General features: G+C 69.8%; 25 protein-coding genes. 12 read left to right on the forward strand and 13 right to left on the reverse strand.

Annotation, left to right across the window (positions count from 1 at the left end):
• Positions 1–3: 3 nt before the first annotated feature.
• A complete protein-coding gene (locus PSV23_RS13495; RefSeq protein ID WP_300469845.1) occupies positions 4–192 on the reverse strand; it encodes a YnbE family lipoprotein in 189 nt (62 codons plus the stop codon).
• Between the two features lie 82 nt (positions 193–274).
• Positions 275–3,466 (reverse strand): YdbH domain-containing protein, encoded by a 3,192-nt coding sequence (locus PSV23_RS13500; RefSeq protein WP_300469847.1) that lies wholly within the window; start codon positions 3,464–3,466, stop codon positions 275–277.
• A gap of 423 nt (positions 3,467–3,889) precedes the next feature.
• Between PSV23_RS13500 and PSV23_RS13505 the strand changes: the two genes are divergently transcribed.
• Positions 3,890–5,236 carry a M23 family metallopeptidase gene (locus PSV23_RS13505; RefSeq protein WP_300469849.1) on the forward strand — a complete coding sequence of 449 codons (1,347 nt, stop codon included), beginning with the start codon at positions 3,890–3,892 and terminating at the stop codon, positions 5,234–5,236.
• Between the two features lie 9 nt (positions 5,237–5,245).
• Here the strand turns inward: PSV23_RS13505 and PSV23_RS13510 are convergent, their stop codons facing one another.
• Positions 5,246–5,890 carry a glutathione S-transferase family protein gene (locus PSV23_RS13510; RefSeq protein ID WP_300469851.1) on the reverse strand — a complete coding sequence of 215 codons (645 nt, stop codon included), beginning with the start codon at positions 5,888–5,890 and terminating at the stop codon, positions 5,246–5,248.
• A gap of 46 nt (positions 5,891–5,936) precedes the next feature.
• Here PSV23_RS13510 and PSV23_RS13515 point away from each other — a divergent pair, with 46 nt between their 5' ends.
• Positions 5,937–6,827: an alpha/beta hydrolase gene (locus PSV23_RS13515; protein ID WP_300469853.1), complete on the forward strand. Its 891-nt coding sequence runs from the start codon at positions 5,937–5,939 to the stop codon at positions 6,825–6,827.
• Here PSV23_RS13515 and maiA read toward each other — a convergent pair.
• Positions 6,824–7,456, reverse strand: coding sequence for a maleylacetoacetate isomerase (maiA, locus tag PSV23_RS13520; RefSeq protein ID WP_300469856.1), 633 nt, complete (start codon positions 7,454–7,456; stop codon positions 6,824–6,826). The two genes, PSV23_RS13515 and maiA, sit on opposite strands and share 4 nt — an antisense overlap.
• A complete protein-coding gene (locus tag PSV23_RS13525; protein WP_300469858.1) occupies positions 7,453–8,103 on the reverse strand; it encodes a fumarylacetoacetate hydrolase family protein in 651 nt (216 codons plus the stop codon). The genes maiA and PSV23_RS13525 overlap by 4 nt, the downstream gene beginning before the upstream one ends.
• 136 nt (positions 8,104–8,239) lie before the next feature.
• Between PSV23_RS13525 and PSV23_RS13530 the strand changes: the two genes are divergently transcribed.
• The 3 genes from PSV23_RS13530 (at position 8,240) to PSV23_RS13540 (ending at position 9,282) form a co-directional block, all read left to right on the forward strand.
• Positions 8,240–8,620 carry a DUF883 domain-containing protein gene (locus PSV23_RS13530; RefSeq protein WP_300469860.1) on the forward strand — a complete coding sequence of 127 codons (381 nt, stop codon included), beginning with the start codon at positions 8,240–8,242 and terminating at the stop codon, positions 8,618–8,620.
• On the forward strand, positions 8,620–9,030 hold the full coding sequence (locus tag PSV23_RS13535) for a hypothetical protein (protein ID WP_300469862.1): 411 nt from the start codon (positions 8,620–8,622) through the stop codon (positions 9,028–9,030). The genes PSV23_RS13530 and PSV23_RS13535 overlap by 1 nt, the downstream gene beginning before the upstream one ends.
• A gap of 87 nt (positions 9,031–9,117) precedes the next feature.
• Positions 9,118–9,282, forward strand: a complete 165-nt coding sequence (locus PSV23_RS13540; RefSeq protein ID WP_300469864.1) for a DUF1328 family protein — start codon at positions 9,118–9,120, stop codon at positions 9,280–9,282.
• 37 nt (positions 9,283–9,319) lie between these two features.
• Here PSV23_RS13540 and PSV23_RS13545 read toward each other — a convergent pair whose 3' ends face one another.
• Genes PSV23_RS13545 through PSV23_RS13555 form a run of 3 tightly spaced genes read right to left on the reverse strand, consistent with a single transcriptional unit; the run spans position 9,320 to position 11,539 of the window.
• Entirely contained in the window at positions 9,320–10,171 is an 852-nt protein-coding gene (locus tag PSV23_RS13545) for a metallophosphoesterase (RefSeq protein WP_300469866.1), read from the reverse strand.
• Positions 10,171–11,142, reverse strand: a complete 972-nt coding sequence (locus PSV23_RS13550) for a diacylglycerol kinase family protein (RefSeq protein ID WP_300469868.1) — start codon at positions 11,140–11,142, stop codon at positions 10,171–10,173. Before PSV23_RS13550 ends, PSV23_RS13545 begins: the two co-directional genes overlap by 1 nt.
• Before the next feature lie 55 nt (positions 11,143–11,197).
• Positions 11,198–11,539 (reverse strand): hypothetical protein, encoded by a 342-nt coding sequence (locus PSV23_RS13555; protein WP_300469870.1) that lies wholly within the window; start codon positions 11,537–11,539, stop codon positions 11,198–11,200.
• Between the two features lie 159 nt (positions 11,540–11,698).
• Between PSV23_RS13555 and PSV23_RS13560 the strand changes: the two genes are divergently transcribed.
• From PSV23_RS13560 to PSV23_RS13575, 4 genes are all read left to right on the forward strand, one after another.
• Entirely contained in the window at positions 11,699–12,040 is a 342-nt protein-coding gene (locus PSV23_RS13560) for a YMGG-like glycine zipper-containing protein (RefSeq protein ID WP_300469872.1), read from the forward strand.
• Positions 12,041–12,120: 80 nt separating this feature from the next.
• The gene (locus tag PSV23_RS13565) at positions 12,121–12,570 is read left to right on the forward strand and encodes an OmpA family protein (protein WP_300469875.1); all 450 of its coding nucleotides are present in this window, start codon (positions 12,121–12,123) and stop codon (positions 12,568–12,570) included.
• A 154-nt stretch (positions 12,571–12,724) separates the two neighbouring features.
• Positions 12,725–14,839 carry a protein-disulfide reductase DsbD gene (locus PSV23_RS13570; RefSeq protein ID WP_300470461.1) on the forward strand — a complete coding sequence of 705 codons (2,115 nt, stop codon included), beginning with the start codon at positions 12,725–12,727 and terminating at the stop codon, positions 14,837–14,839.
• 149 nt (positions 14,840–14,988) lie between these two features.
• Complete coding sequence (locus PSV23_RS13575) at positions 14,989–15,585, forward strand: superoxide dismutase (protein WP_300469877.1); 597 nt, start codon at positions 14,989–14,991, stop codon at positions 15,583–15,585.
• Positions 15,586–16,573: 988 nt separating this feature from the next.
• On the opposite strand, the gene PSV23_RS13580 is transcribed toward PSV23_RS13575, so the two are convergent.
• Entirely contained in the window at positions 16,574–17,188 is a 615-nt protein-coding gene (locus PSV23_RS13580; protein ID WP_300469880.1) for a class I SAM-dependent methyltransferase, read from the reverse strand.
• Between the two features lie 189 nt (positions 17,189–17,377).
• A complete protein-coding gene (locus tag PSV23_RS13585) occupies positions 17,378–17,632 on the reverse strand; it encodes a GlsB/YeaQ/YmgE family stress response membrane protein (RefSeq protein ID WP_300469883.1) in 255 nt (84 codons plus the stop codon).
• A gap of 186 nt (positions 17,633–17,818) precedes the next feature.
• On the opposite strand from PSV23_RS13585, the gene PSV23_RS13590 reads away from it, so the two are divergent.
• Positions 17,819–18,196 carry a helix-turn-helix domain-containing protein gene (locus PSV23_RS13590; protein ID WP_055827004.1) on the forward strand — a complete coding sequence of 126 codons (378 nt, stop codon included), beginning with the start codon at positions 17,819–17,821 and terminating at the stop codon, positions 18,194–18,196.
• 137 nt (positions 18,197–18,333) lie between these two features.
• Positions 18,334–19,119, forward strand: a complete 786-nt coding sequence (hisN, locus tag PSV23_RS13595) for a histidinol-phosphatase (protein WP_300469887.1) — start codon at positions 18,334–18,336, stop codon at positions 19,117–19,119.
• A gap of 18 nt (positions 19,120–19,137) precedes the next feature.
• Here hisN and PSV23_RS13600 read toward each other — a convergent pair whose 3' ends face one another.
• The 3 genes from PSV23_RS13600 to PSV23_RS13610 form a co-directional block, all read right to left on the reverse strand.
• Positions 19,138–20,166 (reverse strand): alpha/beta hydrolase, encoded by a 1,029-nt coding sequence (locus tag PSV23_RS13600; protein ID WP_300469890.1) that lies wholly within the window; start codon positions 20,164–20,166, stop codon positions 19,138–19,140.
• Entirely contained in the window at positions 20,163–21,074 is a 912-nt protein-coding gene (locus tag PSV23_RS13605; RefSeq protein ID WP_300469892.1) for a methyltransferase, read from the reverse strand. The genes PSV23_RS13600 and PSV23_RS13605 overlap by 4 nt, the downstream gene beginning before the upstream one ends.
• 106 nt (positions 21,075–21,180) lie before the next feature.
• Positions 21,181–22,008 (reverse strand): methyltransferase, encoded by an 828-nt coding sequence (locus PSV23_RS13610; RefSeq protein WP_300469895.1) that lies wholly within the window; start codon positions 22,006–22,008, stop codon positions 21,181–21,183.
• 254 nt (positions 22,009–22,262) lie between these two features.
• On the opposite strand from PSV23_RS13610, the gene PSV23_RS13615 reads away from it, so the two are divergent.
• Entirely contained in the window at positions 22,263–22,727 is a 465-nt protein-coding gene (locus tag PSV23_RS13615) for an Hsp20 family protein (protein ID WP_300469896.1), read from the forward strand.
• Positions 22,728–22,760: the final 33 nt, after the last annotated feature.

The raw sequence follows: 22,760 nt of genomic DNA on the forward strand, positions 1-22,760 counted from the left end.
GCGTCAGAACAGGTTGGGGTTTTCGATGAGGAGGTCCTGAAGCTCCTTGTCGAGACGCACGCGGACGTCGGCGTCGAGTTTGGCGTAGATCTGGATCGGATCGACCTGCAGCCGGACCGTGGGCGTGCAGGCGCCCGCTCCGAGAGCGGCCACGAGGCCGAATAGGGCGAGGCGTGTGCGTGTCCGGGTCATGGTCGGTCGTCTCCGGTCTTCAATCCACCGCGACTTAACGCCTTGCGGGGTGAACGGGTTCTGAACGGCGAAGGCGGCGGGATCACGGCGTGACCGGGGCAGGTGTCGGAGCCGGCGACGCCTGGCCGTTGCGGGCGCGGTTCAGGTCCAGCAGGTCGCCGACCAGCTGGTTGAGGTTCAGGGTGGTGTCCAGCGTCAGGTCGATGCCCGTGCCGGACGGCAGGGGCAGCTCGTGGTTCAGGAATTCGCGGCTGATGAAGTCGGCGATCGAAATGCGCAGTTCCTGATGCCGGGGCGGATCGTGACGGCCGCGGATGCGGAACAGGACGCCGATCCGGCCTTCGTCGAGGCTGTTCACCTCAGCCGAGAGCAGGTCGAACGACAGGTTTTCCATGGCCTGATAGGCGAGGTCCTGAATGGTGTTGGGTGGCACGCCCTCCCCGCCGCCGCCGGCCTCGAGCCCGCTGAGGGCCTCGCGCGCGATGGACAGGCGGCCGGGCTGGACCGCGGCCAGCGAACCCCCGGTGATGCGGACGCCGCCTTCCCGCGTCGAGGTGAAGGGCAGACGGCCCGAGACGAGGGCGTCCAGCTGGACCTTGTCGCCGAAGCCCGAGCCAGCGAGGACTTCGCCCAGCTGGACCTTGTCGAGGACGATGACGCCCGTGATCGGCTGGTTCGGGTCCAGCGGCACGGCGAAGGGCTCAACACTGATGCGGCCGCCGGCCGCGGCGAGGTCGCCGGCCTGGATCGTCACGCCCGCCTTGTCGAGGCCGAACGTCAGTTCGATGTCGGTCAGGGGCGCAACCGACTCCAGAAGGTCGGCGGTCAGGCGCTGGCCCGGCGCGGCGGTCAGGGGCGCCAGGTTGATGAAGTCGACGGTTCCGCGCAGACCCTTGACCGGACCCGCCGGGCTGACGAAGTCGAGGCCGGGGATGGTCAGGCGTCCCGAGCTGGTCCCCTCTGCATCAGCGCGCCAGTCGACGCGACCGTTGAAACCGACCGACCCGGTCGCGGGCGAACCGACGAAATCTCCGGCCAGGGGGCTGAGATCGCCGGGCTGAAGGCCTCCCTCGGCGAAGATCAGGGACGGGGCGTCGATGGCGATGCCGCCGACACCTGACCCGCCGTCATGGGCCAGGGTCAGGCGACCGAGGGCGGCGCCGTCGCGGGTCAGGTCGAAGCCGCCGGTCCAGTCCTCGCCCGTCATGCGGGCCGCGCCGGTGGCGCCGAGAGGGTTGAAGCGCAGAGGCGTGGTGGCGTCGGAGACCGTCGCGCCGGCGATGCGGGTGTCGAGGTTGATGCCGGACGAACCGCCGATGGCGGTGAAGCCGCCCTGGACGTCGCCGAAATGCAGGGCGAGGAAGGGGGCGTCGGCGCTGAACCCGCGCACGGCGCCGTCCGATCGCCAGCCGCCGTCCGCGATGCTGGCCAGCGGACGCGCCGCGGGACAGATCTGGCCGGCCAGCGCGGTGACGTCGCTTTCGTCCAGCTCCAGCCGCTCGACCGTGATCGGGCCGCAGCCGCTGGCGACATAGGTGACGCGGCCGGTCGACGAGGTCAGTTCCCCCCGGGTCTGGACGGCGATCCCCTTGGCGAGGCCGAAGTCGAGGGCGGCGCGGCCGTCCAGCGTGGCGGTGAAGCCGGTCGGAGTCAGGCGCCATGCGGGAATGGCGAACGCCGCCTCGGGCAGACCCCGACCCCGGGTCGCCGTCAGGCTGAGCGCGCCGCCGCCCGGCCGGCCGGGCGCGGCGGTGAAAAGGGGCGTGGCGGCGGGATGCAGCGTCAGGACGCCCCCGTTGACCGGACGCAGGGTGGCCGGACGGGTCAGGGCGACCCGGGTTCCGGACGGATCGGCGGTGAGGCTGAAGGCGGGAATGTCGACGGCGAAGGCGGACAGGGCCTGTTTCATCCCGGCCAGTTCAGGCACGTCGTCGCGGCTGGCGGGACCGAACAGGGGCCAGCGTCCGCGCGCGGCGGTCAGGGAGCCGGCGGCGTCGAAGCGCAGGCCCTGATCGACGACCAGATCCATCCGTCCGCCGCCCCGCGCGCCGGTCAGGACCAGATCGTTCCATGCGAGACGGTCGGCGGACAGGGCCATGGGCCCCTCGGCCTCCAGCGCCGCCCCCCGGCCCCCCAGCACCATGCGGGCGGAGCGCAGGGCGACCCCGGTTCCGTCCAGTCCGGAACCCGAGGCGCGGGCGGCGGTCGCCGTGGCGGGACCTTCCAGCCGCCAGCCGAAGCCTCGCGCGTCGCGGCTGAAGACGGACCGCGCGCGGTCCAGACGCAGGCGAGCGCCGGACGCGGCGGCGGGCCCCTCGATCCGCGCGGCGCGGACGTCGAGGTCGCCGGCGCCGTCGATGCGGAATGTCTCGATCCAGCCCGCGGTCTGGCCGGAGAAGGTCAGGCGGGCGTCGGCGCCCCGGGCCGTGGTTGCGCCGGACGAGAGGCGGGCCGCGGTGAAGGCGGCGTTCAGGGCGGCGCGACCGTCGCCCCGGCGGCCTTTCAGATCCGGATAGGGCAGGTTTCCGGTGACAACGAGTTTCGCCGCCTCGCCCTCGAACCCCGGCAGGGGCGCGCGGTCGGCGGCGGCGTCCAGCCGGACGGCGATGCGGTCGCCGGTGGTGGTCAGGTCGACGGCGGCCTGAAGACCCCGGGCCTCGGCCTCTCCGCTCTTGAAGGCGGTGGCCGGCATGCGGGCGATCAGCCGCATCAGCTTGCCGTTGTCGATCCGCGCGTCGCCCAGGATGTTGGTCGGGCCGTAGTCGGTGTCCAGCCGGACGCGGGCGCTCTCGACGATCACCAGGGGACCGCGGCTGTCGGGGCGGGGCGGGCGGCCGGTGAATTTCTCGACCAGGGGATCCAGCGAGCCGAGCGTCAGCTTGCCGCCGCGCACGCTGGCGCGGACCACCGGACGGACCAGGCGAATGCGGGTCGGGATGACGCCGAGCCCCCCCTTCGACCAGGGCGCGCCGATGCCGTAGTCCACCTCGACACGTTCGACGACGACGTCGGGGTTGGCGGGATCGCCGATGCGGACCCGGGCGACCAGGCCGTCCATCTCCAGCCGCTCTATATCCATGTCGGCGTCGACGCCCTGCTGCTCCAGCCAGCCGATCAGCACCTGACGCGTGGCGGCGCGGCGGTTGAGCCACAGCATCACGAACAGGATCAGCAGGACGCCCAGCACCCCGGCGGCGACGATCAGCATGCGTCGACCGGCGGCGCGCCGGGGCGGACTTGGGGAAACGGGGGCGGGCGTGGCGTCGGCGCTCATGGGCGGGTCATAGCCGGATGGAGACCCGGCCGGAAAGCCCGCTGAACAAAGCGGAAAACAGGTCCAATACTGTAAGCGTGACCACTGAAGCACAGTTGAGTGGCGCATCGGCCACTTTGAATGCATTCAGAGTCGGGCCGAGATGGGTCACACACGTTGCAGCCGACTCCTGTGCCCGCCCGATGGCGAATACACTGTTCAACTCGCGCGATATTCTCTTGGTTCACGCAAGCTTTACCAGCGACAACGGCTCCGGTTAACGGTCTGTAACGAACCGTCTTCCCATGATGGGACTGACCGGCTATACGGCCTGTCTCGCGAAGGGGTGGCTCCGGCGCGATCCTTGCTTCCAGTGGCTTGGCGCCGTTCGGCGTCGTCGTTTTTCGGGGACCGATGGCTCAGTTCGATCCACGTCGCCAACCGATGCGCATCGCACCTCACGCCCTGACGGCGGTGGCGGCGATCTCGGTGGCTCTGCTTGCCGGTCGTGTGTACCAACCCGCGAAAGCGGAAGAGGCTCCGCCTCTCACGCAAATTCAGATTTCCGCCCTGGCCGACCAGGCGTTCGCCGCCGCGGGCACCCCCGCCGGCCTGACCACGCCGGAGGCCATTCCGGTCCAGATCCGCCGCGGCGAGACCTTCGAGCAGGCCGTGCGCCGCACCGGCATCGCGCCGGAAGAAGCCTCGGCCGTCGCCGCCACCCTGTCCAACGCCATGGACGTCACCGCCATGCGGGTCGGCCAGCGGTTCGAAACCGCCATCTCCAGGCCGCGCGGCGGCCGGGGCGACGCTCGCCTGATCGGCCTGACCATGCGCACCGGTCCCGCGACCCAGCTGACCGTCTCCCGCAGCTTCGACGGCGCCCTGCGCCTGCGTGCGCTGGAAGAAAAGGTCACGCACGAGACCGTGGTTCTGACCGGCAAGGTCGAGGGCTCGCTGTCGCGCACGGCGCGGCGCGAAGGCGCGCCTGCCGACGTGGCGCGCGCCGCCGGCCGGCTGTTCTCGCACAGGTTCGACCTGGAACGGGACGTCCGGGCCAATGACGAATTCACCTATGTGTTCGGCCGCACCGTCACCGAGAACGGCCGCACCATCGGCACCGACGGCCTGCTGTACGCCGAACTGAAGGGCGTGGCCTTCTATCGCTTCCAGCCCGCCGGGGCGAAGGAGCCGCAGTATTTCGACGGCACGGGCAAGAACACGCGTTCGGCCTTCATGCGCACGCCGCTTGAGCGGGGCTTCCGCGTCTCATCCTCGTTCGGCTTCCGCCGTCATCCGATCGCCGGCTATCGCAAGATGCACCAGGGCATCGACTTCGCCGCGGGCATGGGCACGCCGGTGGTGGCGCCCGCGGACGGCGTCGTGGTCGAGGCCCGCCGCTGGGGCGGCTATGGCAACTGGCTGCGCATCCGCCATTCCAACGGTCTCGAAAGCGGCTACGGCCACCTGTCGCGCTACGCCTCCGGCGTCCGCGCCGGCCAACGCGTCCGCCAGGGACAGGTCGTCGCCTTCGTCGGTTCGACCGGCGCCTCGACCGGTCCGCACCTGCACTATGAACTGTGGCGCAGCGGCCAGCGGATCAATCCGGCCGGCGTGCGCACCACCGAGGGCACCATCCTGGCCGGGGCCGATCTGGCCGCGTTCAGGGCCGAAAAGGCCCGCATCGACCGCATCCGCGCCGCCGGCGGCGAACGCCGTCCGCAGGTCCAGCGCGCGGCCGTGGCTCAGGCCGCCGCCGCACCCGCCGGCCTGCGCCCCGCCCAGGGCTAGACCGCTTCCTCACCCCTGCGCATTCGCCGCGATCAAGGCGTCGTCGATCTCGCGCGCCCGGACCGAAGCCTCGCGCTGGAACAGCCGGTCCGCATAGGTCTTGAAGGCATCGCGCCCGGGCAGGCTCTTGAACTGCAGGCCCCAGCCGATCTGGCTGCCGACATAGGCGTCGGCCGCGCTGAAGCGGTCGCCCAGGATCCACGGACCCGGGCCTGACACCGCCGTCTCGAGTGCGTCGACCACCTGTTCGAAGCTGCCGTAGCCGGCCATGGCCGCCTTCTCGGAGGGGGCCAGAAGGTTCAGCGCCTTGGCCGTCACGGCCGCTTCCAGCGGGCCAGCGGCGAAGAACAGCCAACGGAAATAGGTCCCGCGCATCGGATCATCGTTGGCGGGCGCCAGCCCGGCCTCCGGGAAGGCGTCGGCGAGGTAGGCGCAGACCGCCGCGCATTCGGTGACTGTCACGCCGCGATGGGTGATGGCCGGAACCTTGCCCATGGGATTGATTGCCAGATAATCCGGAGCCTTCATCGTCGTGCCGTAATCCAGAACGACGGTGCGGTAGGGACGGCCGACCTCCTCCAGCATCCAGCGCGCGATACGGCCGCGCGACATGGGGTTGGTGTAGAAGACGATTTCGTCGGACGGCTGGCCCAATGTGACCTCCCTTGCGTTCCCGCGGCAAGCTAGACTCAAAGACGGCATGGAACAAAGACGAAACCTGTTGAAGGGCCTGGCGGCCGCAGCGGCCCTGTGGGGCGCCGGTTCGGGCGCGTGGGCGCAAACCCCGTTCCGCTCATCGCGCATCACCGTGACCACGCGCGGGCGCGGGCCGGACCTCATCCTGATCCCCGGTCTTGCCTCGACGGCCGAGGTGTGGCGCGGGCTGGCGACACAGCTGGAAAGCCGGCGGCGGCTGCATCTGGTTTCGGTGCGCGGCTTCGGCGATCTGGCGGCCCAGGCCAATGCCGACGGCTCGGTCATGCCTGGCGTGGCCAATGAGGTGCGACGCTACATGGCCGAACAGCGCCTGGCCCGGCCCGCCGTCATCGGCCATTCGATGGGCGGTCAGGTCGGCATCCGGATCGCCGCCGACGCGGGCGTCCGGGTGGGACGGGTGATGGCGGTGGATTCCTCGCCCTTCTTCGCCGCCCTGATCAGCCCGGGAGCCACGGTCGGCGACGTCGAGCCGCTCGCCCAGCTGGCCTTTCAAGCGATCCAGTTCCTGGGTGACGAGGCGTTGCGGACGCGCGGCCGGTCGATGGGACTGGAGCTGGGAGGGGCGGCGGACGCGGTGTTCGGCTCGATGGGCTGGCAAGGCGGAGACCGGCGGGTGCTGGCCCAGTCGCTGTATGAGGTGATGACGGTGGACCTGCGCCGCCGCCTGCCCGACATCGTGGCGCCGGTGACGGTGGTCTATGGCTGGAGCGCGGACCAGAATTCGCCGCGCGCCAGGGCCGACAGCCTGTTCCGAAGCGCCTACGCCCGCCTGCGCCGACCCGCGACCTTCGAGCGGATCGAGGGGGCCGAGCATATGGTGATGATTGACCAGCCGCGGCGGTTCCTGGCGGCGGTGGAACGATTCCTGGCCTAGTCGGCGTCGGGCTGGACGTCCGGATGGGCGGCGGCGAAGGCGAGCTGCTGTTTCGCCGCCTCGTCGATAGCCAGCAGGCGCGGGAAGGCGTCGAGGGGGACGTTGAAGCGCCGGGCGGAATAGATCTGCGGGATCAGATAGCAGTCGGCCAGGGTCGGGGCCGCGCCGAAGCACCAGCCGTGGCCGTGTTGCGCGACCAGCGCCTCCAGGGCGGTGAAGCCCGGAATGATCCAGCGCGCGGCCCAGGCGTCGATGGCGGCCTGATCGGCGCCGAAGGTCTCCCGCAGGGCCTTGCCGACGCGGAGATTGTTGAGCGGATGGATGTCGCAGCCGATCACGGCGGCCATGGCGCGGACCCGCGCGCGGTCCAGCGGATCGGGCGGCAGCAGGGCCGGGGAAGGGTGCGTTTCTTCCAGCCATTCGAGGATGGCCGGGCTCTGGGCCAGGACGGCGCCATCGACCTCGAGCGCCGGCACCATGCCCTGGGGATTGAGGACTGCGAAGGCGGCCGACTTGTGAGCCCCGGTGCGCAGATCGACGCCTTGCTGGGCGTAGCGCAGGCCCTTGAGATTCAGGGCGATGCGGACGCGATACGCCGCGCCCGAGCGCCAGTAGCCGTGCAGGATCATCGCGGCGTCACCGTGAAGGCGAGCGGCTGCAGACCGCCGATTGACGCCTCGACCCGGTCGCCGGGCTGCAGCGGGCCGACGCCCTCGGGCGTGCCGGTGAAGATCAGGTCTCCGGGGCGGACGTCCCAGAGAGTGCGCGCCTTGGCGAGAATCTCGGCCGGATTCCAGACCATGTCGTCCAGCCGGCCCGACTGACGGGCTTCGCCATTGACCGACAGGGCGATGGGCGCGGCCGGATCCGGCAGGGCGCCCAGGGTGATCGGGCCGCAGGGGGCGGACTGGTCAAAGCCCTTGGCCGCGTCCCACGGACGGCCCTTCTCCTTGGCCGCGGCCTGGAGGTCGCGGCGGGTCAGGTCACAGCCGACGGCCCAGCCGGCGATCGCCCCCTCCGCGCCGATCGCGCAGACCAGTTCGACTTCATGGTGCAGGTTTGAGGTGGCCAGGGGAAAGACCGGATCGGCGCCGTCGACCACCGCATCGGCGGGCTTGGTGAAGAAGAAGGGCTCGGCCCGTTCGTGGCCCATCTCTTTCGCATGGGCGGCGTAGTTCTGGCCCACGCAGAGAATGCGCCGCACGGGGAAGCGCTCGACGCGTCCGTGGATCGGCAGGGAGGGGGTGGGAGCGGGGTCAAACAGCCAGTCGGTCATGACGTCTGTCTATGCCCGGATGCGACGCTTCGCCAGCCGTCGGAAATGGTGCAATGCGGGAACCGGCGTGTCGCGGTGGCGTTCCGGATCTGAAGTCTCTATTTAACAGCCAAGCTTGAACATCGGAGCGCGCATCATGGCCACGACCAAGGCGGCACGAACTGCCGTGAAGAACGATCTCAATACCCTGAAGGACGACCTGAAGGTCCTCGGCGCCGAGGAAAAGGCGCGGCTGCGCGAGAAGGCGGCGGACGCCGAAACCCGCGTGCGCGCCAAGGCCGCCGAGGCCGAAGCTCGTCTGCGCGAACAGTCGGATGTCCTGCGCGAGCGGGCCCGCGGCTATTACGACACGGCCCGCGTTCGCGGTCAGGAATACTATGACGAAGCGCAGGATCGCTTCGACGAAGCCCAGCGCTACATCACCGAGCGGGTGCAGGAGCGTCCCGTGCAGTCCACCGCCATCGCCCTGGGCGTCGGCGTCGTGCTGGGTCTGCTGCTCGCCGGCCGTCGCCGCTGATGTTCGGCGGGGGCCTGGCCAGAGGTCTGGTCAAAAAAGCCGTCGCGGCTTCGGCCGCGGCGGGCGCCGCTCTGGTGGCGGTGCTGGCATTGGGGGCGACGATCTTCTTCGCCCTGCAGCTGATCGTCGTGCCCCTGGCGGCTGCGGCGATCACCTTCCTGCTGTTCGCCCTGGTCGCAGTCGTCGTGACGATGATGTTGTTGGCTCGCAGCGAGGCCGAAGACGAACTGGACGAGGACGAGCCGTCCGGTCTGGGCGCGCGCGCCTACAGCCTGTTCCGCCAGCGCCCGATCCTGGGCACGGTGGCGGCTCTGGCCGGCGGCTGGATCTTCCTCAGGAATCCGGCTCTCGCCACCATGGTCGCGGCCGCCTTCACCGAAAAGCCGCACGGACGAGGCCGCCGCCGCTAGCGGCGGAACGGGGTCGGGTCCGGAACGTTGGTCCCTGAGGCGCGGTGCAAGCCGTTCCTGGATCAACCGCTCTGGAAGGAACCGCTTATGCTTCGTTGGGCTCTAATCTTTCTCGTTCTGGCGCTGGTCGCGGGCGCCCTGGGCGCCGGTGGCATCGCCGGGCTTTCGATGAACATCGCCTATGTGCTGTTCGTCGTCTTTATCATCCTGCTGATCGTGCATTTCGTCACAGGCAGGGGACGCCGCATCTAGGCGAACGATACGTCTGAAAGAACGAGGCCGCGGTCGCTCAGACCGCGGCCTTTTCCTTTTCGCCGGCCACGTTCGGGTCGGGCGCGGTGGCCGTCTTGCGGGTGTCCTGACGGCGCGGCAGCTTCCAGGTCTGGCTCGGCTCGAACCGCTCGCCGTTCCAGGCGATGGAGGTCACCGTGATGTGGTGCGCGTCCCATTCGATCTGGTTGAAGCTGGGCGGGGCCCCGCGTTCGCGGTGCGACAGGGTTCCGCAGCCGACGGCGTAGGAGCAGTGGTCGCCCACGCCGATGGGCAGGGCGAAGGGCACATGGACATGGCCGGTGGCGATGATATCGACCCCGGCCTCGGCGAAGATCAGGGCGGCGCGGTCGCCGCGTTTGACGTCCCCGGTCATCGGCGTGCCGATCATCTCGATCAGCGGATGGTGGCAGGCGAGGATCCGCAGCGCGCCCACCGGAGCCTGACGCAGGGCTTCGGCCGCCTTGCGTGTCTGCATCAGGTCGATGACGCCCTTGGACCAGTTGGTCCGGGCCTGCCAGCCGCGCGCGGTCACCACGCCGCGCACCATCACCGTGGGGCTGAGGAACTGGTGGTCGTGGGCAGGGTGGCCCGTGGCCTTCTCGAACGCCTTCCACGGCGCGAACAGGCGGGCGAACAGGCTCCAGTAGGGGACGTCGTGATTGCCGACGATCACGAACTGCGGATCCGGCATCTGATTTATCCAGCGCCCGGCGGCCGCGAACTCGGCGGGGAAGCCCTGCTGGGTGATGTCGCCTGTGATCAGGACCAGATCTGGCGCATTGCCGTGGGCGTATTCCAGAGCGGCCGCGCAGGCGTGCTTGTGTTCGACGCCGAAGTGGATGTCCGAAAACTGGAGAATTCGCCCCACTAGACGGCGTCCCCGGCGGCGGCCGGAATGGGGGCCAGGGCCTGGAACGCCTTGCGGATGAATTTCACATTCGCCTCGTGCGCCAGCAGGATGGGTTCGCCGTCGATCACGGCGGGGATGCGCGAACGGGCGTGAATGGTGGCGCGCTGGATGGCCTTGGTGGTCACGGCCGGATCCTGACGCCAGTCGCTGAACACCGCGTGCGCGGCCAGACGAAAGGCCTGGGCCGCATCGGACGGGTTCATCGCGGCGGCCTCAAGGCCCGTGTTCTCGTCCATTACCCTGGAGATCATCGGGCTGATCAGCACCAGGGCCTCGGCGCGACGGGAAGGCTTCCCGTCCAGCGAGAAGCGCATCTTGCCGGAGAAGGCGCGGCGCAGGGCGCGGCGCCCGTACATCCAGGCCAGCTTCAGCTTGCCGTCGCGGACGGCCTCCCGCGCCGGCGCCCACAGGGCGGGCGAGCCCAGGATGGCGGCGCAATAGAAGATCCGGGACGTCTGGCCGTCGGAAACCTCGCCGCCGGCGACGCATTGGGGGACGCCCTCCTCGAGTGCAAGCCTGAGGGCGGCCTTCCAGTCGGCGGTTCCGTACAGCGCCTTGGGCAGCATGTTCATGGTGCCCCCCGGCAGGGGTGCGACCAGCGGGCCGTCCGGACCCGCCCGTGAGGCGATGGTCCCGGCGGTGCCGTCCCCCGCCAGCACGAACAGCACATCAGGCCCGGCGTCGAGGGCGGCCTGTATCTGGGCGTCGAAGCTGTTTGAGTCGAGGGCGACGACAGAGGCCTCGCAGGCATATTCGGCCAGAATGGCCTCGGCCTCCTGGACCGCCGTGGGGCCAACACCGCCGGAGTGCGGATTGACCAGCATGATGACCCGCCCCAGCGCGACGTGGGGCGTCAGCATGCGCGGTTCGACGGCCGCGTCATTCGGCGCGGCCGTCGGATCAACGGTCGGGATCAAGGCGTCTGTCATGCCGCCCGAACGCCCCGGTCAGGGCGATGTTCCGGCGGCTCGGCCTCAAGCGCGGCTATTGCTTCTTCAGCTCGTTCGAAGCGGCGGCGGCCCCGGCCTGGGCGGCGTCGCCGGCCTTCTCCGCGGCGGCGACAGTGGCGTCAGCGGCCTGGTCCGCGGCCTCGGGCGCCTTGCCCTTCACCGTGTCGACGCCCCTGGCGATCCAGCCGTCGACGATGGCCCCGCCCTCGGCCAGCGAGCGCTCCTTGACTCCCAGCACGGCCGTCAGCACGCCGAACAGCGCCAGAAGGGTCACGATGATCCCCACCAGCGGATTGCCCGAACGGCGTTTCGAGCGCGCCCACACCGGGCTGTGCTCGCCATCGTCCGCCATGCGGACCGGTTCAGAAAAACGCATACAAGACCCCCGTCTCTTCCCATGAAGCATCGGCGCACGCGTCTGACGCGGCGCCGTCCCAACCTGACACAGGCCGGACATCCATAATAGCGGGGGAACCGCCACGCTTATCCAGCGTTCTCACCGCAGGGGCGAACCCCAGGGATGAAGGACATACCCATGAACAAGGCAATCATCGCGATCGCGGCTACCGGCCTGCTGGCCAGCGCCTGTGCGAGCGACGGCTACGGCGGCACCAATGAAACGGTTCGTCAGGGCGCCATCGGCGCCGGCCTCGGCGCAGTCGCCGGCGCCATCATCGGCAACAACGTCGGCAGCGGCAACGCCGGAACCGGCGCGGCCATCGGCGCCGTCGTGGGCGGCGCGGCGGGCGCCATTCGCGGTTCGCAGCAGGACCGCAACAACCAGCAACGCTACCGGGACAGCTCGAACCGGTACTACTATTGCTACGACGGCCGTCAGGACGAATGCTATTGGGAGAACGGCCAGCGCCGCTACTAGGCGTCGGCTTTTCGACTGAATATCAGGGCGGTTCGTCGGATGGCGGACCGCCCTTTTCATGGGTGGATGGAGGGCGGAAGATGAAGCGATCGATTGTGCTGGTGGGGGTGACAGCCGTGGCCGTTGCGGGCTGCGCCGTGCCCGGGTTCAGGAACCGGAGCGATCTGGTGGCCGAGCCGTCGGCGTGCACCGCCAAGCGGTTCGAGGTGTATTTCGCCGACAGCGAGGCGCGGCTGACGGAGCCGGCGCGGCAGGCCATCGGCATGACGGCGGCCCAGCTGCAGGGGTGCGAGATCCGCAAGGTGCAGGTCATGGGCCTGTCGGACGCCCGGGGCGGGGCGGCGGCGAACCAGAGCCTGTCGGAGCGGCGCGCCCTGGCGGTGGCCGAGGCGCTGACGGCGGCCGGCTGGCCGGCGCCGGTGTTTGATGTCGAGGGGGCGGGCGATACGGGCGCCGAGGCCGCCAGCGGCGTGCGCGAACCCATGCGTCGCCGCACCGAAGTGCTGATCGACGCCGTTCCGCGCAACTGAGGCGACACGCCGCTGCGACGGACGGTGACGCGGCGGGGTCGGGACGGCTAAGGTCGCCCCGACGCCTCGTGGAGCCCGCGTGTCCCTTTTTCCCCGCATCCTGATCGCCGCAGTACTGTGGCTGGCCGCCCTCCCGGGGGTATCGGGCTCCGCCATGGCCCAGTCCGCGTCCGCATCGGGGCCGCAGCGGACCGAGCGGATCGAGGCCGAACTGGTCCCGATGTCGGCCTGGGCCGCGCCTGGTTCGACGGCCGTGGTCGCGGTCCGACAGACCATCAAGCCCGGCTGGCATACCTACTGGCGCAATCCCGGCGATTCCGGGGGCGCGACGACCCTGACATGGACGACGCCGCAGGGCGTGAAGGCGGGGGACATCGTCTGGCCCCTGCCCGAACGCCAGCGGCTGGCGGGCCTGATGAACTACGGCTATTCCGGCGAGGCTTATCTGCCGGTCCCGGTCGAGATTCCCGCCACCGCGCGCGCGGGGACGGTGCTGCCGCTGACGGTCAGGGCCCTGTTCTTCGTCTGCAGCGCCGAGATGTGCGTGCCGGAAGAACTGACCCTGAGGCTGGACGTGCCGGTGCGCGAGGGCGCCGCGCCGCTGGACCCGCGCCACGGGGCGGCGATCACGCGCGTTCTGGAGTCGGCGCCGCGGCCGGCGGGGATCGAGGCGCGCCTCGCGCTCGAGAACGGCGCGCTGGTGCTGAGCGCCGCCGGCGGGCCGCTGGCCGGGCGCGATCCCGGACCGAGCTATTTCTTCCCGTTCAGGGGCGGCGTCGTCGGACACGCGGCCGCCCAGACGGGCGCGTGGGGACCGCGGGGCCTGACCTTGCGGCTGGAACCGGGCGGGGCGACCCGGGCGGACGGCCTGACCGGGCCGGTCGAGGGCGTGCTGGCCACGGCCCATGGAGCGTTCGAAATCCGGGCCGAGCCGGGGACGGCGCTGGCCGGAACCTCCGGATCAGGCGATCTGGCGGCGGCGCCCGACGGCGGCGCGGACGCGGCGCGCGCCGACAAGCCTGGTCTGGCGGTCTTCCTTCAGGCCGTGCTGTTCGCGGTTCTGGGCGGGGTGATCCTGAACCTGATGCCGTGCGTCTTCCCGATCCTGGCCATGAAGGCCGCGGCGCTGGCGGCCTCGGCCCATGACGCGCGCCACGCCCGGCGCGACGGCCTGGCCTTCCTCGCGGGCGTGCTGACGACCTTCCTGCTGCTGGCCGGCGTGCTGCTGGCGTTGCGGGCGGCGGGCGAGGCCGTGGGCTGGGGCTTCCAGCTGCAGTCGCCGCCGGTGATGGCCGGGCTGGCGTTGCTGATGCTGGCCGTGGCCCTGAACCTGTCGAGCGTCTTTCACGTCGGCGCGGGGCTGCAAGGCGCCGGATCGGGCCCGCTGGCGCGGCTGCCGGGCGGACTGGGCGCCTTCTTCACCGGCGTGCTGGCGGTCGTGGTGGCGGCGCCCTGCACCGCCCCCTTCATGGCGTTCGCCCTGGGAGCGGCGCTGGTGATGCCGTGGCCGCTGGCGCTGGTGGTCTTCCTGGGCCTGGGACTGGGACTGGCCCTGCCCTATGTGGCCGTCAGCCTGACGCCCGGGCTTCTGGCCCGTCTGCCGCGGCCCGGTCCGTGGATGGAGCGGCTGAAGGGTCTGCTGGCCTTCCCCCTGTACGCGACGGCCCTGTGGCTGGCCTGGGTGTTCGGGCGTCAGGCGGGGGCGGACGCGCTGGCCCTGCTGTTCGCGGCCGGCGTGCTTCTGGCCTTGGGATTGTGGCTGGTCGGCGGAGCCCAGGCCGAGCGCACGGCCGGACGCCGCGGCGTGCTGCATCTCACGGCGGGCGCGGCCGCCCTGTTGCTGGCCGCCGGAGCGGGGTGGCTGGCGGCCGTCGCGCCGGCCGGGATTCCGGTCACCGAACCGGGCGAGGGTCCGGCCGGGCTGCGGTCCGCGCCGTGGTCGCCGTCGGCCGTCGAAGCCGCCCTGGCCGAGGGGCGGCCCGTGCTGGTCAATTTCACCGCCGACTGGTGCGTGACCTGCAAGATCAACGAGCGAACCTCCCTGACCTCCCCCGGCGTGGCGGCGGCCATGGAGCGGGCCAACGCCGTCTATCTGGTCGGCGACTGGACCCGGCGCGACGACGCCATCACCGCCGAGCTTCAGCGTCACGGACGCTCGGGCGTGCCGTTGTATCTGCTGTATTCGCCTGGATCCCCCGAGCCCCGCATCCTGCCCCAGCTGCTGACCGAAGGGGTGGTCGTCGACGCGCTGAAGCCCGCCGGGGACTGAACAAACGTCACGCTTGTGGCGCTGAACGAGCCGGAATCGGCCAAACCGGGCAGGCTCAAGGTCATTTCGGGGCGGCCGAAACAAACAGTCACGCGTCGTGTTAGCCAATCGGTGCGAGCCCTCCCGCTCGCTTTGACAAGGTAGACATCATGCGAAAGACCGCGCTCCTCACTGGCGTCGCCGGCCTGTTCCTCATGACCGCTCCCGCGTTCGCCCAGGACAGCACGGCCCCGCAGACGCCGCCGGCCCCCGCCCCCGCCGAGGCGGCCGCTCCTGCGCCGACGCAGAATCTGACCCTTCAGCCGGGATCCGACGTCAAGGGTTCGGATGGCGCGGTGCTGGGCAAGCTTGAAGGCGCCCGCACGACCGAAACCGGCCAGGAACTGACGGTGCGCGGCGCCGACGGTACCTTGCGCGGCATTCCGGTCGCCGACGGCGTGCGTCCGGACGGAACCGGCGTCGCCGTGGGCTGGACCAGCGCCCAATTCTCGGCCGCCGCCGCGATCGAGGACGCCGCGACGCCGGTCGCTGAGCCCGCCGCCGAGCCCGCCGAGGAGGCCGCGTCCGAGCCGGCCGAGCCGGCGACCCCCGCTACGCCGGCTATGCCCGCGGACCCGGGCGTCGCCCCGGCCACGCCCGCGGCGCCCGCAACGCCGGCGACGCCGGCTGCTCCGGCCCATCCCGAGGGTCACCACGGCGCCACCCCCCCCGGCGAAGGCCAGAAGCCGGACAAGCCCGGCGCCTGATCCCTGATCGAGGCAAGAATAAAGGGCGGCTCCGCACGGAGCCGCCCTTCGTCGTTTCAGACAACCCGCGCGCCCGGCTGACCCGTGGGCGCCGCGTCCGCCACTGAGGCGCCCGGACCTTGGCGCCCTTGCCCAACAGCGGACGAACCCAACGTCCGCGATGGGTGGGAAGCGGACGTCCCCGTTTACTCGATCGCGGGCGGTCGGCGGCAAGCGTAAGCGACGCTGTAGGGCTTTCCGAAACAGGAAATGAGTCCGTCCAGCACATCCAGATTAGGGGGCCAAGCGACCGCTCTACCGCCCGGAACGATCAAGCTTGCATCGCGGGGTAGCCGGGATAGCTGATCCCTTGCTGTCTGCAGCCGTGCCATTTCACCATCTAGGAACGCGATACTCCCTTCTCGATAGAGCTTCTGCCACTGAGGCTCTCCCGGATATGCAGCCTTCTTCATAAGGTCGAGGGATCGCGCAGAGTCCCCTTGCACGGCCAGCACCTGAGCCTCGTGCCACATGAGCAGGCTGGCATTCGCCGGGCCGAGGCTAGGGCCGTGCCGGGACCGATATTCAGCCAGCACATCGTCCGCGTAGTCAGAGCAAGCCAAGCTGCTATCTAACGAACGCCAGCCATCCACTCCCTGATCGAAGGCAGCGAACGACATATCCATCATTGCATCAGCGTCTGCCTGGCAACTGTCTGCGGCGGGCTTGGCACAGCTCGCGACGCCGAGGCACAAACAAACCACGAAAACTGTTCGGATCATGCGCGCCCCTTAAGCTGCTGCCGCAGACCCGCTGCCGCATCCGAACGTTGATGCCTCTTGGGCGTGCTGACAAGCGAAGGCGGCGAATGTCCGCTTCGGGTCGGGTGCCGTCATAAGTACCGGGCCGCAAACCGGACATTCGACACGGGAGGCCGGATGCGGACCTCGCCGGGGTCGGTTGGGGGTGGTTAGCGGACGGAGGCGCGTGCCGGGCGGATATCGCGTTCTCATTCCACCCGGCAGAAGCAATAGATGAACTGCTGAGGCGTCCCCCAGGGCGTCTCGTGCAACTCGGTGACGCTGTCCAATAAACGAAACTTCGTCCCGAACTCGTCGTGCAGGTGTTCCGCGTCGTAGCGCACGACATCCAGTCCACTGCACTTCTCCGGACCATCCAGGCCGAAGGTCGCGACAATGACGTGTCCCCCAAGCTTAACCGCGCGGGCGACCTGACGCACATATGCGGCCCGGTCATCTGCACTCGTCAGGAAGTGGAATACGGCCCGGTCGTGCCAGACATCATAGCGAGCGGCTTCCAGTTCGACGGCCGTAATGTCCCCGGTGATCCAATGCACCGAGGCGGCAGAAGAGCCCAATCGGTCCTTCGCTACTTCAATGGCCGCCGGGGAGATGTCGAGCACCGTCACGTCACTGTAACCGCGCCCGACAAGGTCATCGACCAAGGTCGCTTCCCCGCCACCGACGTCAATGACCGCGCTGCCGCGGTCCAGCGCTGCGTGTTCGATGAGCCTCAGTGAAACATCCAGGTGGGGGCGATACCAGCTGACCTCGTCCACTGCCCTGGTCTGATAGACGTTTTCCCAATGAGCCTTGGTCGTCATCACCGCCACTCCCGAACTGTGCCTGGAAGCTGGGGTCCGGGCCATCTGAACGCCAGAGGGGCAGGTCGGAATTTCCGCAATCGGTCGGAAGCGGAACCAGGCCCGGCAGGCAGGTCACCGGCCTGTCCGCCATAGAAAAAGGGCGGCTCCGGATGGAGCCGCCCTTCGTCGTTTCGGAATGCGAAGCGCCTAGCCGCGACGCTTGACCAGGCCAACCAGGAACAACAGCAGACAGGCGCCGAGGAAGGCGACCAGCAGCGTGATCAGGTTGAAGCCGCCGACCGGAATACCCAGCAGGTTGCCAGCGATGAAGCCGCCCAGCAGGGCGCCGATGACGCCGACGATCAGGTTCGTCACGAGGCCATGGCTGCGGCCCATAACCTTTTCCGCCAGCCAGCCGGCGACGATGCCGATGACGATCCAGCCAATGATACCCAAGCCCATGTTGTCTCTCCCTTGAAGCCAAATGCTCTGTCGCCGTAATGCGCGTGAACCGTAACGGTTGCGGAACGCCCCGCAGAACATTGCTCACCGACTCTCCCCCGTCAGGCGAGCACGGCACGGTGCTTGCCGCGTGAAGGGCGAGCCGTCCCGCTTCGGGACAGCCTGCCAACACGGGGAACAGGGGCCATGGCCACCGATATCGACCTGCATCTGGGACGCCGCCTGCGCCGCCGCCGGCGCCTGCTGGGCCTGACGCAACAACAGCTGGCCAACCAGGTCGGCATTCGCTTCCAGCAGATCCAGAAATACGAGTGCGGCGCCAATCGCATCTCGGCCGCCCGCCTGTGGCAGCTGTCCGAGGCGCTGGAATCGCCGGTCAGCTATTTCTACGACGGTCTGGAAGAAGCCATCGAGCGCCGCGAGGTCGCCAACCAGGGCGGGGAGATGTTTTCCCGCAAGGAAACGCTCGACCTGATCCAGGCCTATTACCAGCTGGACGAGAAGCCGCGCCGGCGCCTGCTGGATCTGGCCAAGTCGCTGCACGTCGAGGCTGACGCGGCGTAGAAGTGGCTAGTGATTAGTGGCTAGTGGCGAGTGATTGGCGCTGCGGCGCCCGGCGGGCGGACTGAAGCCGCAGTCGGGGGCTGGCCCTGCGTGATCCTAGCCACTAGTCACTAGCCACTAACCACTGGCTTGCCTCCATGACCGAATTCGAACTGTTCGCCGTCGACCTGGCCCGCGAGGCCGCGCGCGTATCCCTGCCGTATTTCCGGGGCGCGTATGAAGAGAGCGACAAGGGCGGGCCCGGCGCGTTCGATCCCGTCACCCAGGCCGATCAGGAGGCCGAGGCGGCGATCCGCCGGCTGATCGCCGCCCGCTATCCCGACCACGGCGTGATCGGGGAAGAATATGGCGAGGACCGGCCGGACGCCGAACACGTCTGGATCCTGGACCCGATCGACGGCACCCGGGCCTTCATCGCCGGCCTGCCGCTATGGACCAATCTGATCGCGCTCAGGACCGGGGGACGGCCCACGGTGGGTGTTATCGGGCAACCCTGTCTGGACGAGATATTCCTGGGCGGGCCTTCGGGAGCCCGGCTGCTGAAGGCGGGCGGAGAAACGCCGCTGGCCGTGCGGCCGTGTCCGCGCCTGAACGACGCCCTGATCGCCACCACCGATCCCGACATGTTCACCGGCGCGGAGCTGGGCGCCTGGACCCAGGTGCGGGCCGCCGCGCGTCTGGCCCGGCTGGGGTGCGACGCCTATGCCTATGCCATGGTGGCGGCCGGCCGGATCGATCTGGTCGCCGAAAGCGGTCTGAAGGTCTGGGACTGGTCGGCGCTGGTTCCGGTCATCGAGGCGGCCGGCGGCGCGGTCAGCAACTGGCGCGGGGAAGCGCCGGACGGCGGCGGCCAGATCCTGGCGGTCGGGGACGTCGGCATCCGGGAGCAGGCGCTGGTGACGCTGAGACGGGCGGCCATCTAGCCCGGCGGATTCAGGGAATCACGCCGCTTCGGTGGGCTCGCTGGCGGGCAGGGGCGACAGGTCCTCGACGGGCGAGACATAGGCGCCCATGGCGTCGAACTCTTCCAGGAAGACCGCGCGCAGGTCGTCGGTCTCCATGATGACTTCGTGCTTCGAGCCCGGAACTTCCACGTAGCGGCCGCGGCCCAGCCGTTTGGCGGCCCATTTGTTGGTCTGTTTCCAGACCCGGTCGTCCTCGCCCGCCTGGACGATGGCGACGGGAATCCGGACCGCCTTCAGCGCCTTGGGCTTCAGGGCCCGTTCGCCCGCGTCCAGACCGACGGACAGCCAGCCCCAGGTCGGGCCGCCGACGGCCAGATGCGGGCAGGCGTACAGCTGTTGCCGCCATTGTTCGTAACGGCTTTCGTCGGACGTCAGGGCGTCCTTTTCGAAGGTGTGGTCGAACGGGTCGTCGGCGTCGTCCAGCACATAGTCTCCGGCCTTGCCGTGACGCAGGTTCCAGCGCACCGCCAGCTTGACCGACCACATCGACCGCTTTCCGGTCTTGATGCGCAGCATCGGGCTGGTCAGGATCGCGCCCGAGAAGCGGCTTTCGCCGCCCTGCAGCGTCATCAGGTTGAAGACTCCGCCCATCGAATGGCCGACCATGACCCAGGGCTTGGGCGCCCTTTCTTCCCAGGTGTCCAGCAGACGGGCGTAGTCGTCGAGGAATTCCTCGACCGCCCGGGCGTGGCCCTTGAGCCGGTCCGGCAGAAGGCGGGCCGACAGGCCCTGACCGCGCCAGTCGTGGGCCAGGACGCACCAGCCGCGGGCGAGGAAATTGCCGATGACCTCGTAGTATTTCTCGATCGGCTCGGTCCGGCCGGGGCTGACGATCACCGTGCCGCGGGGCTTCCTGGCGACGAGGGCCGAGGGCGTCCAGAAGGCGGCGCGCAGGCGCAGGCCGCCGGCGCCGCGGAACCATTCGCCCACGCCGCCCGGAGGCGCGGAGGCGCCCGGGACCCCCATCAGGGGCGCATTGGCGGCATAGGCGACGGCTCGGTTCACTCTGGCTTCCTGAATCTCAAGGTCATGCGATCACTCTCTCCGATGCGGTCATACTTCGACCGGTCGAAGGCCGGGTTCGGCGGCGAACCGCGCGGGGCGGTCAGCGACATCGGCGGCAGGGTCTCGACCCCGAACGGATGATCCTTGGTATCCCTTTCATTCGCGTTGATTTCCGACGCGGCGACGAAGGCGAAGCCCGCTTCCGCCGCCAGTTGTCTGACGAACGCTTCCTGGACGTATCCGTTCGCGGCGGCGGGGTCCTGATCCTCCTCGGGCCCCAGGCGGTGCTGTTCGACGCCGAGGATACCGCCCGGACGCAGGGCGGCCCAGGCGTCGGCGAAGGCCTTTTCGGCGATGCCGGCGGCCATCCAGGCGTGGATGTTGCGCATGAACAGGGCCATGTCGGCCGTGCCCGGGGCGGTGACCGGGCCCGAGGTCGGGCCGAAGGCGCTGAGTTCGATCTCGCCGTACAGGCGCTCGTCCGTCGTGAACCGCTGCTGGAAGGCGGCCATCAGGGCGACCTGGGACGGATCGGCGGCGGGACCGGTCTGGAAGCCGGCGGCGACGTATTTGCCCGCGCCCTCGGCGAGGTAGGGGGCCAGGATTTCGGTGTACCAGCCGCTGCCGGGCCAGAATTCGACCACCGTCATGCGCGGCTGAAGGCCGAAGAAGCGCAGGGTCTCCATCGGATGTCGGGCGGCGTCGCGCGCCTTGTCCTGGGCGCGCCAGGGGCCGGCGACGGCCCACTCCAGCGAACCCTTGGGCGGGCCGTCAGGGGTCGGAGGCGGTTCGGCGGTCTTTTCCTCGCGGCCGCAGGCGGCCAGGCCGGCGACAGCGACGACCGCGACGCCGGACAGCAGGCCGCGGCGCGACAGCGGCCCTTGGCGGCGTTCCGTGGATTCAGCCATGCACGCTCCCCGCAGGGCGGTCCTGTCCGATCAGACGCCGCCCCGGCCAGCAGGCCTTAACCGTGTTCCCCAAGCCCGTCAAAACGGTTCCCGGCATGACGCGCAGTCAGGCCGGCTTGCGGAATCGCAGGGTCATGCGGTCGCTCTCGCCGATCGCGTCATACTGGGCCCGCTCGGCCTCGGTCAGGGGCGTGGGACGGTCGTTGGCGTTGCCCTCGCGCGGCGCGCTGGTGCGGACGGGCGGCAGGGTCCAGACGCCGTACGGATGGTCGCGGTCGTCCTTGGGATTGGCGTTCAGCTCGCTGCGGGCGTCGAGCACGAAGCCGGCGGCCTGGGCGGCGTGGATGACGTAGCTTTCGGAAACATAGCCCCAGGGGGCCGTCGCGTCGGCGTTCAGGCCCTCGGCGCTGCGGTGCTGTTCGACGGCCAGGACGCCGCCCGGTTTCAGCGCCTTGAAGAAGGCGGCCATATACGGCGCCGTGCGGCCATTGCCGTGCCAGTTGTGGAAGGCGCGGGCGACCACGACCATGTCGGCGGTCCCGTCGGGCACGCCCATGCTCTCGAGCGGGCGGTTGACCGGGACATAGGTCCCGCCGGTGGCCTGGGCGTAGGGCTCCAGGATGTTGCGCCACCAGCCGGCCCGGCCGGGCTCGATCTCGACGACGGTCGAGCCCGGCGTCAGCCCCCAGAAGGTCAGGGTCTCCAACGGATGACGGAAGGTGTCGCGGGCTACGTCGGCGGCGGGGCGGGCGTCGGAACCAACGGCGGCCTGGAGGGCGGCGTCCTCCTGCAGGACCGGCGGCGTCATGGCGGCGCGGCGCACCGTGCGCTGGGACGCCGTCTCGTTCAGGGCCGGAAGCGCCGGCAGGGCTTGCGCCGCGGCGATCGAGGGCAGGGCGAGGGCGGTGGTCACGGCGAGGACGAGCAGGCGCATGGGAGGCTCCACAAATGTGCGGCGAACCCTACGGCCTCCGCGCACGGGGGCAAGCCTTCCGAACCGACGGCGACAGATTGGCGCGGTCTTGACGGCGCGCGCAGGCTCCCCACATCGGGTTCGAGGCCGCCGGTTCCGGGGCCTCCAGACCGGACGGGGCCGAGCATTCGGACCGTCGGGGCTGAACCCCCACCGCCGTCCCGGGCCAAAACGCTGGGGCGGTTCAACCTTGCTGTTCCTCAGGAGGATGACCCATGCGTACCTATGATTTCACCCCGCTGTACCGTTCCGCCGTCGGTTTCGACCGTCTGGCCGGCCTGCTGGAAAGCGCCGCGCGCACCAGTCAGGAAAACGGCTGGCCGCCCTACAATATCGAGACGACGGGCGAGAACGCCTATCGCATCGAGGTGGCGGTCGCCGGCTTCAAGCCCGACGAACTGACCCTTGAGGTCAAGGAGAACCTGCTGACCGTCACCGGCCGCAAGACGGCCAATGACGACGCGGCCGGGCGCACCTATCTGCATCGCGGCCTGGCCGAGCGGGACTTCGAGCGCCGGTTCCAGCTGGCCGACTATGTGGTGGTGAAGGGCGCCGACCTGGCCGACGGCCTGCTGTCGATCGAACTGGCCCGCGAACTGCCGGAGGCCCTGAAGCCCCGCCAGATCGAGATCAATACCGGTCAACGGCTGATCGAAGGCAAGAGGTCCAAGGCCGCCTAGCCTCAAACAGCGCGAAGCGCGCGAGGCAAAACC

This window comes from Brevundimonas sp., assembly GCF_029946145.1.
Classification (GTDB): Bacteria; Pseudomonadota; Alphaproteobacteria; order Caulobacterales; family Caulobacteraceae; genus Brevundimonas.